This is a genomic window from Vibrio sp. B4-6 (assembly GCF_963888245.1).
Lineage (GTDB): Bacteria > Pseudomonadota > Gammaproteobacteria > Enterobacterales > Vibrionaceae > Vibrio > Vibrio anguillarum.
Map to the genome: position 1 here is coordinate 30,957 of NZ_CAWPIM010000005.1, position 15,398 is coordinate 46,354.

17 protein-coding genes are annotated in these 15,398 nt (G+C 46.9%); 5 read left to right on the plus strand and 12 right to left on the minus strand.

Annotated features, from left to right (window positions below):
* Positions 1 to 17 precede the first annotated feature (17 nt).
* From nfuA to cysQ, 3 genes are all read left to right on the plus strand, one after another.
* The gene (gene nfuA / locus AACV20_RS01580) at positions 18 to 605 is read left to right on the plus strand and encodes a Fe-S biogenesis protein NfuA (protein WP_013855425.1); all 588 of its coding nucleotides are present in this window, start codon (positions 18 to 20) and stop codon (positions 603 to 605) included.
* A gap of 155 nt (positions 606 to 760) precedes the next feature.
* A complete protein-coding gene (gene nudE, locus AACV20_RS01585; RefSeq protein WP_013855426.1) occupies positions 761 to 1,306 on the plus strand; it encodes an ADP compounds hydrolase NudE in 546 nt (181 codons plus the stop codon).
* Positions 1,307 to 1,330: 24 nt separating this feature from the next.
* Positions 1,331 to 2,158 (plus strand): 3'(2'),5'-bisphosphate nucleotidase CysQ, encoded by an 828-nt coding sequence (gene cysQ / locus AACV20_RS01590; RefSeq protein WP_010319313.1) that lies wholly within the window; start codon positions 1,331 to 1,333, stop codon positions 2,156 to 2,158.
* A gap of 82 nt (positions 2,159 to 2,240) precedes the next feature.
* Here the strand turns inward: cysQ and AACV20_RS01595 are convergent, their stop codons facing one another.
* Genes AACV20_RS01595 through gspC form a run of 12 tightly spaced genes read right to left on the minus strand, consistent with a single transcriptional unit; the run spans position 2,241 to position 13,467 of the window.
* On the minus strand, positions 2,241 to 2,999 hold the full coding sequence (locus AACV20_RS01595; protein ID WP_170907838.1) for a type II secretion system protein N: 759 nt from the start codon (positions 2,997 to 2,999) through the stop codon (positions 2,241 to 2,243).
* The gene (locus tag AACV20_RS01600; RefSeq protein WP_170907839.1) at positions 2,996 to 3,493 is read right to left on the minus strand and encodes a type II secretion system protein M; all 498 of its coding nucleotides are present in this window, start codon (positions 3,491 to 3,493) and stop codon (positions 2,996 to 2,998) included. Before AACV20_RS01600 ends, AACV20_RS01595 begins: the two co-directional genes overlap by 4 nt.
* Before the next feature lie 10 nt (positions 3,494 to 3,503).
* Complete coding sequence (gspL, locus tag AACV20_RS01605; protein WP_170907840.1) at positions 3,504 to 4,715, minus strand: type II secretion system protein GspL; 1,212 nt, start codon at positions 4,713 to 4,715, stop codon at positions 3,504 to 3,506.
* Complete coding sequence (gene gspK / locus AACV20_RS01610) at positions 4,684 to 5,703, minus strand: type II secretion system minor pseudopilin GspK (RefSeq protein WP_017048718.1); 1,020 nt, start codon at positions 5,701 to 5,703, stop codon at positions 4,684 to 4,686. Before gspK ends, gspL begins: the two co-directional genes overlap by 32 nt.
* Complete coding sequence (gene gspJ / locus AACV20_RS01615) at positions 5,690 to 6,343, minus strand: type II secretion system minor pseudopilin GspJ (protein WP_047688025.1); 654 nt, start codon at positions 6,341 to 6,343, stop codon at positions 5,690 to 5,692. The genes gspK and gspJ overlap by 14 nt, the downstream gene beginning before the upstream one ends.
* On the minus strand, positions 6,330 to 6,692 hold the full coding sequence (gene gspI / locus AACV20_RS01620) for a type II secretion system minor pseudopilin GspI (RefSeq protein WP_017045697.1): 363 nt from the start codon (positions 6,690 to 6,692) through the stop codon (positions 6,330 to 6,332). Before gspI ends, gspJ begins: the two co-directional genes overlap by 14 nt.
* Positions 6,676 to 7,254, minus strand: a complete 579-nt coding sequence (gene gspH / locus AACV20_RS01625) for a type II secretion system minor pseudopilin GspH (RefSeq protein ID WP_013855434.1) — start codon at positions 7,252 to 7,254, stop codon at positions 6,676 to 6,678. The genes gspI and gspH overlap by 17 nt, the downstream gene beginning before the upstream one ends.
* A gap of 34 nt (positions 7,255 to 7,288) precedes the next feature.
* Positions 7,289 to 7,732: a type II secretion system major pseudopilin GspG gene (gene gspG / locus AACV20_RS01630; protein WP_010319321.1), complete on the minus strand. Its 444-nt coding sequence runs from the start codon at positions 7,730 to 7,732 to the stop codon at positions 7,289 to 7,291.
* 50 nt (positions 7,733 to 7,782) lie between these two features.
* Positions 7,783 to 9,003 (minus strand): type II secretion system inner membrane protein GspF, encoded by a 1,221-nt coding sequence (gene gspF / locus AACV20_RS01635; protein ID WP_017045694.1) that lies wholly within the window; start codon positions 9,001 to 9,003, stop codon positions 7,783 to 7,785.
* Positions 9,003 to 10,502, minus strand: a complete 1,500-nt coding sequence (gene gspE, locus AACV20_RS01640; RefSeq protein WP_170907841.1) for a type II secretion system ATPase GspE — start codon at positions 10,500 to 10,502, stop codon at positions 9,003 to 9,005. The genes gspF and gspE overlap by 1 nt, the downstream gene beginning before the upstream one ends.
* Positions 10,499 to 12,532: a type II secretion system secretin GspD gene (gene gspD / locus AACV20_RS01645; RefSeq protein WP_170889710.1), complete on the minus strand. Its 2,034-nt coding sequence runs from the start codon at positions 12,530 to 12,532 to the stop codon at positions 10,499 to 10,501. Before gspD ends, gspE begins: the two co-directional genes overlap by 4 nt.
* A 38-nt stretch (positions 12,533 to 12,570) precedes the next feature.
* Positions 12,571 to 13,467, minus strand: a complete 897-nt coding sequence (gene gspC, locus AACV20_RS01650; protein WP_231140402.1) for a type II secretion system protein GspC — start codon at positions 13,465 to 13,467, stop codon at positions 12,571 to 12,573.
* Positions 13,468 to 13,804: 337 nt separating this feature from the next.
* Between gspC and hslR the strand changes: the two genes are divergently transcribed.
* Both hslR and hslO read left to right on the plus strand, forming a co-directional pair.
* Positions 13,805 to 14,191, plus strand: a complete 387-nt coding sequence (gene hslR / locus AACV20_RS01655; RefSeq protein WP_026028320.1) for a ribosome-associated heat shock protein Hsp15 — start codon at positions 13,805 to 13,807, stop codon at positions 14,189 to 14,191.
* Between the two features lie 31 nt (positions 14,192 to 14,222).
* Positions 14,223 to 15,098, plus strand: coding sequence for an Hsp33 family molecular chaperone HslO (gene hslO / locus AACV20_RS01660; protein WP_170907842.1), 876 nt, complete (start codon positions 14,223 to 14,225; stop codon positions 15,096 to 15,098).
* The last annotated feature ends 300 nt before the right edge of the window (positions 15,099 to 15,398 follow it).

Here is a 15,398-nt window from a genome sequence, read left to right on the forward strand (position 1 = left end):
TTACTCAGGTATTCGTCGTGTCAAATTCTATTATTATTACCGAAACAGCCCAAACCCATTTCGGCAAGTTGCTTGGGCAACAGCCTGATGGTACTAACATCCGAGTTTTTGTAGTCAATCCAGGCACTCAAAATGCAGAGTGTGGCGTCTCTTACTGCCCACCAGAGGCAGTGGAAGCGACTGATACTGAAATTGCCTTTGAAGGTTTTTCTGCGTATGTCGATGAACTGAGCTTGCCGTTTTTAGAAGACGCAGAGATCGATTTCGTCACTGATAAAATGGGTTCACAACTGACACTTAAAGCTCCGAATGCAAAGATGCGTAAAGTGTCTGATGACGCAAGCCTGATTGAACGTGTGGAATATGCGATTCAAACTCAAGTCAACCCGCAGTTAGCTGGCCATGGTGGCCATGTCAGCTTGGTTGAAATCACCGAAGATGGTATTGCGATTGTCGCCTTTGGTGGCGGCTGTAACGGTTGTTCAATGGTCGATGTCACCCTCAAAGAAGGCATTGAAAAAGAACTGCTTCAACAATTTGAAGGCGAATTAACCGCGGTGCGCGATGCTACTGAACACGATCGTGGTGAGCACTCTTACTACTAGTGACTCGCTAGATACGTGGATTACAGAAAAACGAAGCCGAGATGAGATTCTCGGCTTTTTTATACTTAAAATCATTTGCCGCGCTCAAGTCCTTTTCAATTAAGGTCATTTTCTCATATAGTTAGAAAAGTCATTTGCCTTACGGGAATTAGTGTATGCCAACCAGAAAACTGCCCGAAATTTTAGCCCAAAGAACGGCAGCTCAATCGACCCTGTTTACCATCGAATCATTAGATTTACGCTTTTCTAACGGCGAACAGCGGACCTATGAACGAATGAAACCGAGCGGCCGGCATGCAGTTATGATGGTGCCAGTAACGGCACAAGGAGATTTACTGCTGGTTCGAGAGTATGCCGCTGGCACTGAACGCTATGAGCTCGGATTCCCTAAGGGTTTGATTGACCAAGGAGAAAGCCCGCAACAAGCAGCAAATCGTGAACTCAAAGAAGAAATTGGTTTTGGCGCAAGCACCTTAACCCCCTTAAAAGAGGTGGTACTTGCCCCCTCTTACTTTTCGAGCAAAATGACACTCTTCTTAGCACAAGATCTATACTCAGAAGTAATGGAAGGCGATGAACCCGAACCTTTAGAGGTCATTCGCTGGCCTCTGGCCCAAGCAGAAGAGCTACTGACTCACCTCGATTTCTGTGAAGCCCGAAGCATTACCGCACTACTGCTTGCTCTGCGCAGCCTAAAATAACAAAGTAGAGCTATAGGATTGATGATGCCAACAGCCAATAATTTATCTTACTTACTGCCTGACGTAATTGAAATCGCTCGCTCTGCTGGGCAATTGATTCTCGATATCTACGAAAAGAAAAACTACGAAGCGTTCACCAAAAGTGACCACACCCCAGTCACCAGTGCCGATCTTGCTGCGCATAAACTGATCTGCGAACGACTGAGTGAACTCACGCCAGATATTCCTGTTTTGTCGGAAGAGGCGGCGGACATTAGCCTAGAAAAACGCAGCCAATGGCAGCGATACTGGTTGGTTGACCCACTTGATGGTACGCAAGAGTTTATTGCGCGCAGTGGTGACTTTGCCACCATTATCGCACTGATCGAAGAAAACCAACCAGTGATGGGCGTCGTCTATGGGCCAGTTTCTGGCGTGACCTACTACGCCTACGCAGGCAAAGGCGCATGGAAGATCCCCGACATGTCTGAAAGCTTGCGTATTGAAACACACAAGCACGAAACCGTTGGGCAATCCATCGCGATTGCGATCAGTCGCCGCCAAGATATTAACCGTATTACAAGTTGTATGAGCAGCGCATGGAATTATGAGTTAGTACCGCTGGGCTCGGCAGCGCTGAAAGCGTGTTTAGTCGCAGAAGGTGCTGTCGACTGCTATTTGCGCCTCGGCCCAACCGGTGAATGGGATACCGCCGCCACGCAATGCATCGTAGAAGAGGCGGGCGGACGCATCCTCAACACGCAACTGCAACCGCTGTCCTACAATGAGCGTGAAACGTTAGAAAACCCCAACTTTATTGTGTTAGGGGATGCTGATTTGCCTTGGAATACCATTTTACAAGTCAAACCATAACGGCCATTACCAATAAAAATGCTGATCAATAGACTCAGCACTTTTATTGGGGGTATGAAATGATTACGGTTAAAAAAACCAATCAAAGCTGGCCTTGATAATTAAACTGATATTTACCTTGGTTGTCTGGCGCTCCAATCCACTGTAATTGATCCGCCATTTCGGGTGGGAATTGCGCTTCAGGTTTAAACCATACTTTCGCACTGTAACTCATGTCTGGTTGCAGCTGCAGGGCAAACTCACTGCTCATTTGATCACTGTTTTGCTGGCCGTTCAATGTCATCTGATTGCTTTGACATTGCAGATCTGCGACTACCGGACCAAGCGAGAGCTCTCCTAAAGGTGAGTCAACTCGGCCATGGGTCCACGCAAGTGAGCCTTCGGCAGATTCACACCACGGACTATCATAGCGGTAATGATTCAAGGACAATTCGACTTGCCCCTGAAAAGTCACTGGCACAGGCAGTGGAAACAGCGTCGCCAATTTATTAGCCGCGACAGAAACCACAACCTTGTCTGCATAAGGGCCAGAAAACCCCAGACCAAGATTGCCTTTGCCACGAACTCCCATATCACTACCGCGTCCAAAGCGTACCGCCACTTCAAACTTGGCCATCAACAGTTGCAATACTTGGATGTCCCAGTTGAGATCGCCGACATTTTGCCCTTGCCAAAACAGTTGTTGAGCACTACCAGACCACACCGTACCGTCAACACCAGTGACACGCATGACTTCGGAAGAGGAGAGTTGATTCATCACCAAGGAGGCCGGGATATGCGCGACCACACTGATGAGAAAAACCATTACAAGGAACCCGCTATAGAGCAATTTCTTTTTCACTCACCACCTCGCTTCAGTTGTAAGCGTTTTACTTCGACAACGCCGCTTTGCTGAGCACGGTTGATGTCCATAAACTCGACATCGACACCTTGCTGCTCTTTTAGAAAAGCAAGCCAATCCACCAATTTAGAGAAAGGAAGTGGTTGTATCCAAACCTGCATCATTTCATCACGCGGTTGAATACGAATAAGCTCAATTTGAAAACGCTGCACACTTGATGAGATGACTTGATTGAGCGGTTGCGTCGTTGCCACCCCACCACCTTGTGCGCGCAATTGAGTAATGGCATCAGCCTTATCCGTCACCCAATTAAGCAATTGTCTTTCACTGATAATCCGGGCTTGCGCAAGCTCGGTTTTCTGATTAAGTGGCGCTAAAATGCCCCAATAAATGATCGCAACCACACACAACGATACACCACCTAACAGTAATTTCTGTTCACGAGGGGAAAAGGCCGCCCATCGTTGTTGAAGTGCTCTCAGGCTATTTTTCATGTCACTCACCTCACTGGCTTTTCAGTATGAAGGTACCATTGACTACAGAACCCGAGCGGTTTAACTGCCCTTGCTCAACCACAAACTGTTTTTCCAATTTAAGGCGCGCTTGTTCAAAGCTTTCAAAATCATTACTTTGAACTTCAAGGCGAATTTCACCCCGATTGCCATCATATTTAACACTTTGCAACTGCATGTTCGGTACGCTGCCGACACTGCTGGGCAACTTCGACAACCACTCCAACATCGAACCATTGGCTTCGCCGCCAGAGAGCCGAGCCGCTTCATCATTCATCAGTCTTTTCAGGTAACTGATGGTGGGTATTTTCTGTTTATCAGGGAAAACCGCGCGAAAAACACGTTCACTCTCCGCTCGATAAGCATCGGCTTGCGCTTCGTAGTGCCCAGCTTGCAAAAGATGGTGGCTGGTTGAAATTACAATCAACACCGCGGCCGCTAATGCGCATTTTTGCCATACTTGCCAATGCTTCAAAAACGAGGACTTGGTTTTAAAACTTCCCGTCAGTAAAGTCACTTTGCTCGCTATCGCTTGCTGAGTCAGCAGCGCCATGACTAAATGAGGCTCGGCTTGTTGCCAATGTTGTTCTTCAGCCAGTGTCAGCTCAGGGAGCTGGGTATACGCCTCTAGCGGTAAATAGTGCCCCTCTTGCTTGACCCACTCTGACGCACTAAACAGCGTTAACCACTGCGGTTCAATGCTCACCCCTAAATACTCACCTTTACGGATTAACCATTCTTGGCCGATCTGCAGTGCCGACAACCCCTCTGATGCAGGGATAGCCAACACATCCGGTAATACCTTTTTCACGTCAAAACCCGCGGCTTTGAGCTCATCTAAGAGGGTACGCAACCAAGCACGATCCACCCCGACAACGTAAGCAGTGGAAGCGGTTTTATGCAAAATTGAAAAATGCAGATCATCCACATCTTGTGCGATCTCATCTTCGATTAGATAAGGTAACATTGACTCTAAGCGACGAGCCGCCCCTGATGGAATCGCGACCTCAGTGAGAACTAAATCACTGGCAGCGAGCAGCACAATCGTGGCGCGTTCAGCCGCATAGCTAGAGAGCTGAGATAGCTGCTCCCATCCGGATATTTCACCGCTGGCAATCACTTCTTGCTGCTGTGTTGACCACACCAGCCAAGGTATTTCAGCGTCTTGTTGACTACTCAGCCGAACGGTCAGAAACTCGCTCACTGATCCCTCCAAAGCGACGGCGTATGACCGTTGCGGTTTCTCTATTATCACTAAACAATAAACTGCGAATACGAACTCGCGAGTCATCAACCAAGATTTGAGCATCCAGTTCAAAATAAGCACTATCGACAGCTAGGTACTGTTTCGCTTCTTCTTTCACTTTGCTCTCCACAGCAGCCAATGCGGCCTCTGCGAGAAAATTGTCTACCGAAGCCCAACCATCAAATGGTCGGCTCTCGAGTAAGTTTTTTGCATCCCCTTCACTTAAGTGCGGGCTGAACATCGCCACCAATAACTTGGCATGATCGGGTTCCAAGGTATTGATATTCAAACGCCAATCATCAGTGGGGAGAGTGCAGATATAAGGCGCTATTTTATTCATTACATCACCGCTCACCTGCTGAACCGCGCGCAACTCACTGTTATCCGCAAGTAAACTATTCGCCGCCAGATAAGCAGGAGACATTGATTCATACTGGCTGTCTTCTACGCCATAAGAGGACTGCACATCTGAATCGCCATCAATATACTCCCAAGCCGAATCGGCAATCACTTCGGCTTGATAGCTGTCGACCTCAAGCTCTTCCAATAACCGTTGCAACACTTGCACTAAATAGGGTTTTTCGACACTCCCTGCCGCAGGTCTGGCTCTCGAGAGTACATTCAGGTTAAAACAAGCCTGTTTATCAAGGATGCGCCCTTTCAAAGTGCCGTAATCCAATGGATACGTTTGCTCTTTCATCGCCCAAGGTTGACTTAAGTTAATCGTTTCGTTGTCTTTGTAGCTCTGCTCGATAGCGACTTTGGCTAAAGCTTCACTACCCACACTATACCAATAGGCTTGCTGGTAACTAATTTGATTATTCGCTCTTTGAAACTGTGTGAATAAACGTTCAGACATGGTTGCGGCAATCGACACCATAATCGCCAACAACAGCAAGATAACGATTAACGCCACACCGCGTTGGGCTCGATTAGGGTGCGCCATTATTATCAGCCTCTTTGTTGGTCGAATTGATGCCACCACCAGCAGTAAGGTAGATACGCTCAATCTCGCCATAATCTTTCAGCGCCAATTTCACGGCCACCGCCTGTGGGATTTTCAAGGCATCAGTCCACTCTTCACTCCATTTATCTTGGTTATAAAAGCGCAGCGATAGTGACTCAACATCATGTAACAATGGCGTGATGATCCCTTCTTGCCCTGCAGGAGTATCAGGATAACGCCACCATATACGCTCTAACACGCCCTCTTTAATTCGGTAGCCGACCTTAGTGACTTCCCCGCGTGGAAATTGCTGCTGTGGGTTATGCCAACCTAATCGTGCAAACAGCACTCCTTTTTGATCGGAGTCGAGCAAGTACTCTTTCCAAATCAGCATCTGTTGACTTGGCTCTTCACCATTGGTGCGAAATTGACGCGTTGCCATCTGCCGAAAATCGCCATCCATTAACACCATGGCGCGCTGCAATTCGTTCAAACGTTGGCTACGTTGGGCTGAAATCTCATTACTGCGCTGGACTTGGTTCAATACTTGGTAAGCACCAACGCTCAAACTAGCGAAAATCGCAATCGCCACCAGCACTTCAATCAGGGTAAAGCCTTTGTTTTGTTTATTTGGCGACATAACTTCTCACTGTCACCAAAGGTGATCCTTCTTTTTCACTAGCCACGCTGACATCAAAAGCTTTCAATAAATTATCCGCAGTGGGTACTAAAGTGACTTTCCAATACCAGGTTCGGCCCGCCAATACCTCACTGCCATTTTTCGCTTGTACGTTTTGAGGAGTAAGCATCACTTGCGCCATCTGGTTATCGACCACCATGGCGGCAAACGCTTTTTCTTCCAAATAACTCACGGTATTGATGTGTTGGCTGACCGAACGGATCACACTGATGGAAGCGGTGGCAAAAATAGCCAGCGCCACCAAGACTTCTAACAGCGTCATCGCTTTTTGTTTACCCATCGATCGCATCTCCCGGAGCGAACAGCGTGATTTCCCCGTTTTCTTTCACTACCACTCGCCAGCCTTGCTCTGCATCTTGCTGATTAAGATGGATGCTCAGGACAAAAGGGGTCAGCTCACCACTCGATAAAATAAACACTTGTGGTGGTAGCTGCTTTTTCTGTTCGTTTTCATCAGCAAACTTATCATCATCAAACAGACTGCCCGGTTTGAAGAGTCGATCATCGTTTTTCCATGCACTTCCTCCCAGCTCAAACTGGAGAGATAACCCCTCAGGCAGTTGGAGCTGTGAAGCCATTTTCTTGCTCTCTAGCGGCTGCCATCCCTTATCCTCCATCGATAGGAAAACCAGATGCGATTTTTTTTCATCGACCCGCAAACCAAAATCTTTGCCACTGAGAATGGCTTCTTCATTACTCAGTTGTAGACGCTGATAAAGGCTCATCGCGTACTGTTTCGCATCATCGTTGTTCGTGCTAGGTAGCGTCGATATAACGGCCACAGCACTGAGCGAGAGCAGCACGAGCACCAGCAGTATTTCGAGTAGGGTAAAACCGCGTTGAGATAGCATCAGATAAATGGGGCGGCTAAGGCCGCCCTCTCTCTTATTGGAAATCTTGCATGTTCCAGTTGCCTATGTCGGCACTGGCGCCTTCGCCACCTTCTTGACCATCAGCACCTAGCGTGAAGATATCAATCGTACCGTTATCACCAGGGCTTAAGTATTGATAAGGGTTGCCCCAAGGATCATTTGGCAAACGGCGAATATAACCGTTATCGCGGTAGTTGCGTGGCTCAGGATTCGACGGCTTGGTCACTAGCGCTTCTAAGCCTTGATCTGTCGTTGGGTACACGCTGTTGTCTAATTTATACATATCCAACGCATTTTCGAGTGCGACAATATCGGTAATCGCTTTTTGTTGGTCAGCTTTTTCTTTATTACCGAGCAAATTAGGCACCACAAAACTCGCCAAAATACCCAAAATAACCACAACCACCATCACTTCAAGCAAAGTAAAGCCCGACTGTTTATTTGTTTTTGTTCTCATTCCAACCTCCAACATAGTTTGGTCGTTATCATTGCAGAATTCAGTCATGATCAACGACTCATTAAATTATTCATTTCTAAAATCGGCATCAAGGTCGCCATCACGATAAACAGTACCAACCCAGCCATTAATGCAATCAATGCCGGGGTAAAAATACCTAATGCGATGTTGACCGTCGATTCAAAACTCGCGTCTTGGTTATCGGCCGAGCGCGTCAGCATACTTTCGAGCTCACCACTTTGTTCTCCACTGGCGATCATATGCAGCATCATCGGTGGAAATAACTTGGTTTGCTCAAGCGCTTTACGCAAGCTCGACCCTTCGCGAACATTGTCAGCCGCCAACAACACTTGTTGCTTAACGTATTTATTGGACATCACATCCACCGCTACACGCATCCCATCCAAAATAGGAATCGCACTGGAGGTACAAATAGACAAAGTTCGCGCAAAACGCGCAGTATTGAGACCGCGAGTGATTTTGCCAATCAACGGCATGCCGATGATTTTTTTATCCCACTTCAACCGCAAGTTCGGCTTGCTTAGCAACCATCGGACGAGATAAATCAAGATCACCAATAGCACCAGCAATTGGACACCCCAATGCTGGATAAAATCACTTGAGGAGAGTAAAAATTGAGTCGACTTCGGTAATTCTTGCCCCATTTGGACAAATTGTCCGACGATTTTAGGCACCACAGCCGCCAGCAAAAAAGCCACAATACACACCGCGAACACCACCAACACCACTGGATAAATCATCGCTTGTTGTAACTTGGAACGCATTTTTTGGCGATTCTCAGCATAGTCCGCTAAACGCTCAAGCACCGAATCCAAATGACCTGATTTTTCGCCCGCTTCAACCATCGAACGAAACAGGTCATCAAAGATGTGTGGATAATCACCTAAGCTGTCTGACAAGGTATAACCCTCAGTCACTTTGGAACGTACAGCGGCCAACATGGTGCGAATACGCGGCTTTTCCGATTGTTCAGATACGGCTTTCAAACACTCTTCCAATGGCATGCCTGACTGCACTAAAGTGGATAACTGGCGAGTAATGAGCGCTAAATCCGGTGTACTGATACCGCGCTTAAAACTCAAAGGCGATTGCTCACGCTGAGCCGCTTTCGCTTGCGTCTCAATGAGTTCAATCGGTATAAGCCCTTGCTCTTTTAAGCGCTGGCGAACCTGCCGAGCATGGTCCCCCTCAATAACACCCTTTTTTTGTTTGCCTTTGGCGTCGAGCGCTTTATATTCAAATGCCGCCATTATGCTTCCTTCGTCACTCGCATCACTTCTTCAAGTGAGGTAATGCCTTTCAGCACTTTATCAAGCCCGTCATCACGAATGCTCGGTGTTTTCGCCCGCACCGCTTTTTCAATTGCTTGCTCTCCGGCTTCGCTATGAATTAAGGCTTGTACCTCATCATCAATCAGCAACAATTCATGTATACCCGTTCGGCCTCGATACCCTTTGTGATTGCATTTGTCACAGCCCTTCGGACGATACAGTGTCAGCGACTCTTTTTTCTTACAATTGAACAGTTTTTTCTGCTCATTGTCGGCTTGGTAGGCCTCTTTGCAATCGGGACATAAGGTACGCACTAAGCGTTGTGCCAATACGCCAAGCAGCGATGATGAGATCAAAAAGGGTTCGATTCCCATATCGCGCAAACGTGTTATCGCACCGATGGCGGTATTGGTATGCAAAGTCGACATCACCAAGTGTCCGGTTAAAGACGCTTGCACCGCAATCTGCGCGGTTTCTAAATCACGAATTTCCCCAACCATGACCACATCCGGGTCTTGACGCAAAATAGCACGTAATCCTCGTGCAAAAGTCATGTCCACTTTAGGATTGACTTGAGTTTGACCGATACCATCAATATCGAACTCAATCGGGTCTTCCACGGTTAAAATATTACGCTCGTTGCTGTTGAGTTCTTGCAGGCCAGCGTACAAGGTGGTGGATTTTCCTGAACCGGTTGGGCCCGTCACCAAAATAATGCCATGCGGTCGTTTGATTAATTGACGGAAGCTTTCGTGGTTGGCGGCCGTCATTCCTAGACTGTGCAGATCTAAGCGCGTGGCGTTTTTATCTAGCAAACGCATCACCACACGCTCACCGTGAGACGAAGGCATGGTGGACACGCGAACATCAACCGCTCGACCGCCAATGCGTAATGAAATGCGTCCATCTTGCGGTACACGTTTTTCAGCGATATCAAGCTTAGCCATTACTTTGACGCGTGAAACCAGCAACGGCGCTAATTTACGACTCGGCGCTAACACTTCACGCAGTACCCCATCGACACGAAAACGAATCGACAAGATTTTCTCAAAGGTTTCAATGTGAACATCCGACGCGCCCTCTTTGATCGCTTCGCCAAGCATGGCGTTGATCAATTTGATGATGGGCGCATCGTTTTCTGACTCTAACAAATCTTCATTTTGCGGCAGCTCTTCGGCTAATGAGAAGAAATCATCACTGTCAGCACCGATATCTTCCATTAATTGTCGCGCTTCTGACGAGTCTCGTTGGTAAGCTTGGGTCAACTTACTTTCAAATTCGTCCAGTGAAATTTCAACCAAGTTGAGCGGCTGTTTCACGACTCGTTTCACTTCGACTAATGATTCGATAGCCAGCGGTGCGACATAAAATAACGTCGGCAGCTCGTTGTCTTCTACCAGCTCTAATACCAATTTAAAACGATTGGCAAAGCTAAACGGTAAGCGACGGTAGTGAGGTTGCGACAAAACTTCGGTCATTGCTGTTTTTCCATTTGTTCGATGAAGGCTTGTACTTCCGCAGAATGGGTGCGCTCATCACCAAACTTGGGCAGCACAGGGATATTATCGTTCGCCATCAACTTCAAACCGCGATCAGCGTTATAGAGCTGCTCAGCACGAATGTAGTTGTACTTACGCTGAGTGATGCCATCGGCCGTCATCCCATCACGAATGATGGTCGGCTTAATAAATACCATCAGGTTTTTCTTCTCAACTTGGGTACTGGTCGATTTGAACAAATAGCCTAAAACCGGTATATCGCCTAATAGTGGGACTTTGGATTCACTTTCGACTGCGCGCTCATCAATCAACCCCCCCAGCACTAACATTTGACCGTCTTGAATGATGACCGATGTGTTTAATTGACGCTTTGCAAAACGGACATCGACGGCACCATTCGCTCCTAATACGTTGGATACCTCCTGTTCAATTTTCAGTTGAACTGAGTCGCCTTCGTTGATTTGTGGTACCACTTTCAGCTTGATACCGACCTCTTTGCGTTCTACGGTTTGGAAAGGATTATCGTTATTTGCGCCCGCGCTCGAACCTGTCAAAACAGGCACCTCTTCGCCCACGATGAAGGAGGCTTCTTCATTATCCATCACCGTAATACTCGGTGATGACAAGATGTTCGAGTTGGAGTCACTCGACACGGCGCTGATCAGCGCGGTCCAGTCGCCCATCACTAAGCTCATGGCTGCACCATTGACCGCACCGAGCGCTGACGCCAAAGTAGAGTAATCCCCTTTCTTCGTTGTTTCTTCGTAGTATTTTATTGCGCCTGTTGAGCTATCTCGAATCGGTTTTTTCTCAACGCTATCTTTGGCTTCTTCTAAACCAATCATTACCTTACCGATTGGCGCGCCCGCGTTGCCATACTGAATCACAGAGCCGTTGTCGAGTGAGCCCCATTGCACGCCTAAGTTGATGCCATCCCCTTCGGCCATTTCAACAATCAGCGCTTCAATCAATACCTGAGCGCGACGAATATCCAACTGCGCAACCACATCTTCTAGCTCTTTCATGATGTCTTGCGGAGCGGTAACAATTAAGGAATTGGTCGGTGCATGTGCTGAAATCATCACTTCGGTGCGTTGTGAACTTTGCCCTGTTTTTTGCCCAGACTGTTTTTCGGCCTGCAAGTTGTCAGACACCCCTTTCAGCACATCAACCAAATCTTCCGCTTTCGCATTCTTTAGATAAATGACGCGGTTATTGCCTCTTGTTGCCATCTCAACATCAAGCTGAGTGATCAATCGCTTTAGACGTTCACGGACTTTAGGATCACCTGAGATCAAAATCGAATTGGTACGATCATCGGCCACCAGCTTAGGCTGCAAAAACTCTGGAGTATTTTTGGCATCCGTGGTTTTGTTTAATGCCTCCACAATACGCACCATTTCAGCGGCAGATGCATTACTTAGTTCCACAACCTCGATGTCTTTGTCACCAGCTTGGTCAACTCGTTTGATGATATCGGCTAAACGGTTGACGACCGCAGCACGACCTGTAATCAAAATAATGTTCGCCGGATCATAATGCACTACGTTGCCCGCTCCTGCGTTATCGATCAACTGGCGCAGCAAAGGTGAAAGCTCTCGTACCGAAACATTCCGCACCGCAACAACGCGCGTGATCACGCTATCACCGTTCTCTTTTCCTTCATCGCCAACGACAGGAATCGCAGACGTTTTGGCATCTTTCGACTTGATCACTTTGAGCACGCCGTTGTCCATTTCCACCACGGCAAAACCATACACTTCCAATACATTCAAAAAGAAGCTGTAGTATTGCTCTTCATTAAGTGTGTCATAGCTGCGGACATCAACCTTCCCCCGAACGGAAGGATCAACAATGATTGTTTTTTCAAGATTACGGCCCACGATATTGATGAATTCTTGAATATCGGTGCCTTTAAAGCTGGCACTAAAATCGTTTGCCATGGCTAACGGCGATGACAACAAGCCACCCATCAATAACCACGTCGTTTTGTTTAACCAATGCTTCACGTCTTACTCCCTAAACTCATGCTCATGCATCAGTCTGTCTAAAATTGGATATAAATGTCATGGGATTGCCCGTCTCTTTCGACTGTTAAGTTCATTTCGGTTAACTCAGAGACTGACTGAAAAATCTTATTCATGGCGTCCGGGTCCGTTAAATCCTGACCGTTTAACGCGATTGCGACATCGCCATCTTGTAGCCCTACCGACTCAAACAACTCAGGAGATTGCCCAGGGCTCACTCTGTATCCAAGCACTTTGTCATCACGTTTCACTTGCGACAGGCGTACATATTTAAAGATTTCTTGCGGATTGCTGGCAATAGCGGCGCGAATGTCATCCAACTTCTCTTCTGCAGACGCTGGGTTATTACCACGCACATTCGATGCAACAACGCGCTCAGGCGTTGCTACACTCGGTTTATGATAGTCAATTCCATCCAACATCAAGGTTTCATCGCGCCCTGAGTTATCAATAATAACGCGATCATTGAACACCGCTTTCAATTTGACACGGGTTCCTTCAATGACTTCGTTAACACCATAGGTCGCTTGGCTACCACGATTTGCGATTACCGCTAGACTCTTACTCGGTTCATTGCTCGCCACCACTCCAACCAATAATAAGCTAAGGCTGGTTTTAGGTGCATCTTTGACCACAGGCTGTGCGGCTTCGACCTTCTGCTCGCTATAGCGACCAAATAAACTTCCTTGTTGTAAAGAAGAGAGATCAAGCGAACGCGCCGCATTCGGCGTTGATGCGATTGCTCTTGGAGACCAAGGCGTTATATCAACCGCGTTTTGCTGAATCAGCCACACCATTTTTCCTAGAATCCAAGCCGACGTGACCAGCAATACTAAGGTAAGAAATTGGCTGATTTGTTTCTGCCATTGCGGTATTTTTTGTAGCAAACCTGCTTGCCATAAGCGAGATGAGGTCATACTGCTAAAATCGATTCGCCTCAAAAGATGTCCTTACTGATATTTTCTTACTTCAACCATGATATTTCACATTCATGAGCCGTTAGCCAGACGAAAACCGGCGGATTGGCCTCAAACTATACTTCCATTTCATTTAAACTATGCTTCCATTTAAATGGAACAGATACATAAGACCGCGAAGATCGCGCTACAAAAACACATTAATATATCATAGGAGACATTCTCGTCATTTTTACTGACATTATTTTGTCGGGTAGCTTGAAAATCTGGAACCAAAACACCATTGTAAAGGCCATAAAACGTACAAGACTAACTCCCTTTGAGGCACATTTGTAGTATGAGTTCTGCGACAGAGCAAATAAGATTGGATAAATGGCTATGGGCAGCACGATTTTATAAAACGCGGTCGATCGCACGCAGTATGGTCGATGGTGGTAAAGTCCATTATAATGGCCAACGCACCAAGCCAAGTAAAATTGTCGAGCTTGGGGCAACGATTACCTTGCGCCAAGGCCAAGAAGAGAAAATCGTCACTGTGATCAATCTGTTAGGGCAAAGGCGCAGCGCGCCAGAAGCACAAACCCTGTATTCGGAAACCGCAGCAAGCATCGCCAAACGTGCCCATCATGCCGAGCAACGTAAGCTCAACGCACACAACCCAAGCCCCGAACGCAGACCAGACAAAAAAGAGCGTCGTGACATCATTAAATTTAAACATCAATAAAAGCTGGACCATGTTCCGAGGAAATAGCTAAATGGCAAATAACATTTTAAATCGCTACTTATTTGAAGATCTATCCGTACGTGGCGAGTTGGTACAATTAGACGACGCGTATCAACACATCCTTTCGAGCCAGGAATATCCAGCCCCAGTACAAAAACTTTTGGGCGAACTGCTCGTCGCAACGACCTTGCTAACCGCAACGCTGAAGTTTGAAGGCTCAATTACCATGCAATTGCAAGGCAATGGCCCAGTTTCCTTAGTCGTTATCAATGGTGATAATGAACAGAAAGTGCGTGGTGTCGCACGCTGGAAAGGCGATATTGCCGATGATGCCGACCTACACACTTTGATGGGTAAAGGTCATTTAGTTATCACTATCGAGCCCAAGAAAGGCGAGCGCTACCAAGGTGTGGTCGGTTTAGAGGGTGATAACTTAGTGGAAGTGCTGGAAGGTTACTTCATCCGCTCTGAACAGTTGAAAACACGCCTTTGGATACGCATTGGTACGCAAGATGGAAAAGCCTGTGCCGCTGGCATGTTACTGCAAACTATTCCAGATGGAACGGGTACGTCCGATGATTTTGAGCACTTAGAGCAGTTAACTAACACCGTAAAAAACGAAGAGCTGTTCACCTTAGAAGCCACTGATCTGTTGTATCGCCTGTATAACCAAGAGAAAGTTCAGTTGTTCACCCCACAACCCGTGGAATTCCATTGTGGTTGTTCACGTGAACGCAGTGGGGCGGCCATCATCACAATAGGGAAAGAGGAAATTTACGACATTTTATCGTCTGAAGGATCCGTTTCTTTACATTGTGATTACTGTGGCACCAACTACTCATTTGAAGAGGCTGAGATCGCAACACTCTACGCACAAGCCTCCTCAGGAAGCGACACAATTCATTAATTTGCATGAATTAACAAGCACGAAGAAAACGTATCAGAGCCAGCTTTATGCTGGCTTTTTTTGTGATCAAAACCCAGCAAAATCAAGCCTTAAACAAACAGAATAGCGTACTTATTTTTTTAAAAGTATTAATCTTATTGATCTAGCGCAAAGGTTTGCGTACGCGATAAAATAGTTGCGCCAATATGTGACGGGACACCTAAAACCACAGGAGTGTCATGGGCAATTTTTGAACTGTGTCCCTGTTTTATCCCCCACCCGTTGCTAGCATGGTGAGCAGATAACAATTACAAACATTAT

Excerpts from the sequence above, each read along its gene's own strand:
- nudE (WP_013855426.1), top strand. The coding sequence starts at position 761 with ATGCCAACCAGAAAACTGCCCGAAATTTTAGCCCAAAGAACGGCAGCT.
- cysQ (WP_010319313.1), top strand. The coding sequence starts at position 1,331 with ATGCCAACAGCCAATAATTTATCTTACTTACTGCCTGACGTAATTGAA.
- AACV20_RS01600 (WP_170907839.1), bottom strand. The coding sequence starts at position 3,493 with ATGAAAAATAGCCTGAGAGCACTTCAACAACGATGGGCGGCCTTTTCC.
- gspK (WP_017048718.1), bottom strand. The coding sequence starts at position 5,703 with ATGGCGCACCCTAATCGAGCCCAACGCGGTGTGGCGTTAATCGTTATC.
- gspJ (WP_047688025.1), bottom strand. The coding sequence starts at position 6,343 with ATGTCGCCAAATAAACAAAACAAAGGCTTTACCCTGATTGAAGTGCTG.
- gspI (WP_017045697.1), bottom strand. The coding sequence starts at position 6,692 with ATGCGATCGATGGGTAAACAAAAAGCGATGACGCTGTTAGAAGTCTTG.
- gspH (WP_013855434.1), bottom strand. The coding sequence starts at position 7,254 with ATGCTATCTCAACGCGGTTTTACCCTACTCGAAATACTGCTGGTGCTC.
- gspG (WP_010319321.1), bottom strand. The coding sequence starts at position 7,732 with ATGAGAACAAAAACAAATAAACAGTCGGGCTTTACTTTGCTTGAAGTG.
- gspF (WP_017045694.1), bottom strand. The coding sequence starts at position 9,003 with ATGGCGGCATTTGAATATAAAGCGCTCGACGCCAAAGGCAAACAAAAA.
- gspE (WP_170907841.1), bottom strand. The coding sequence starts at position 10,502 with ATGACCGAAGTTTTGTCGCAACCTCACTACCGTCGCTTACCGTTTAGC.
- gspC (WP_231140402.1), bottom strand. The coding sequence starts at position 13,467 with ATGACCTCATCTCGCTTATGGCAAGCAGGTTTGCTACAAAAAATACCG.
- hslR (WP_026028320.1), top strand. The coding sequence starts at position 13,805 with ATGAGTTCTGCGACAGAGCAAATAAGATTGGATAAATGGCTATGGGCA.
- hslO (WP_170907842.1), top strand. The coding sequence starts at position 14,223 with ATGGCAAATAACATTTTAAATCGCTACTTATTTGAAGATCTATCCGTA.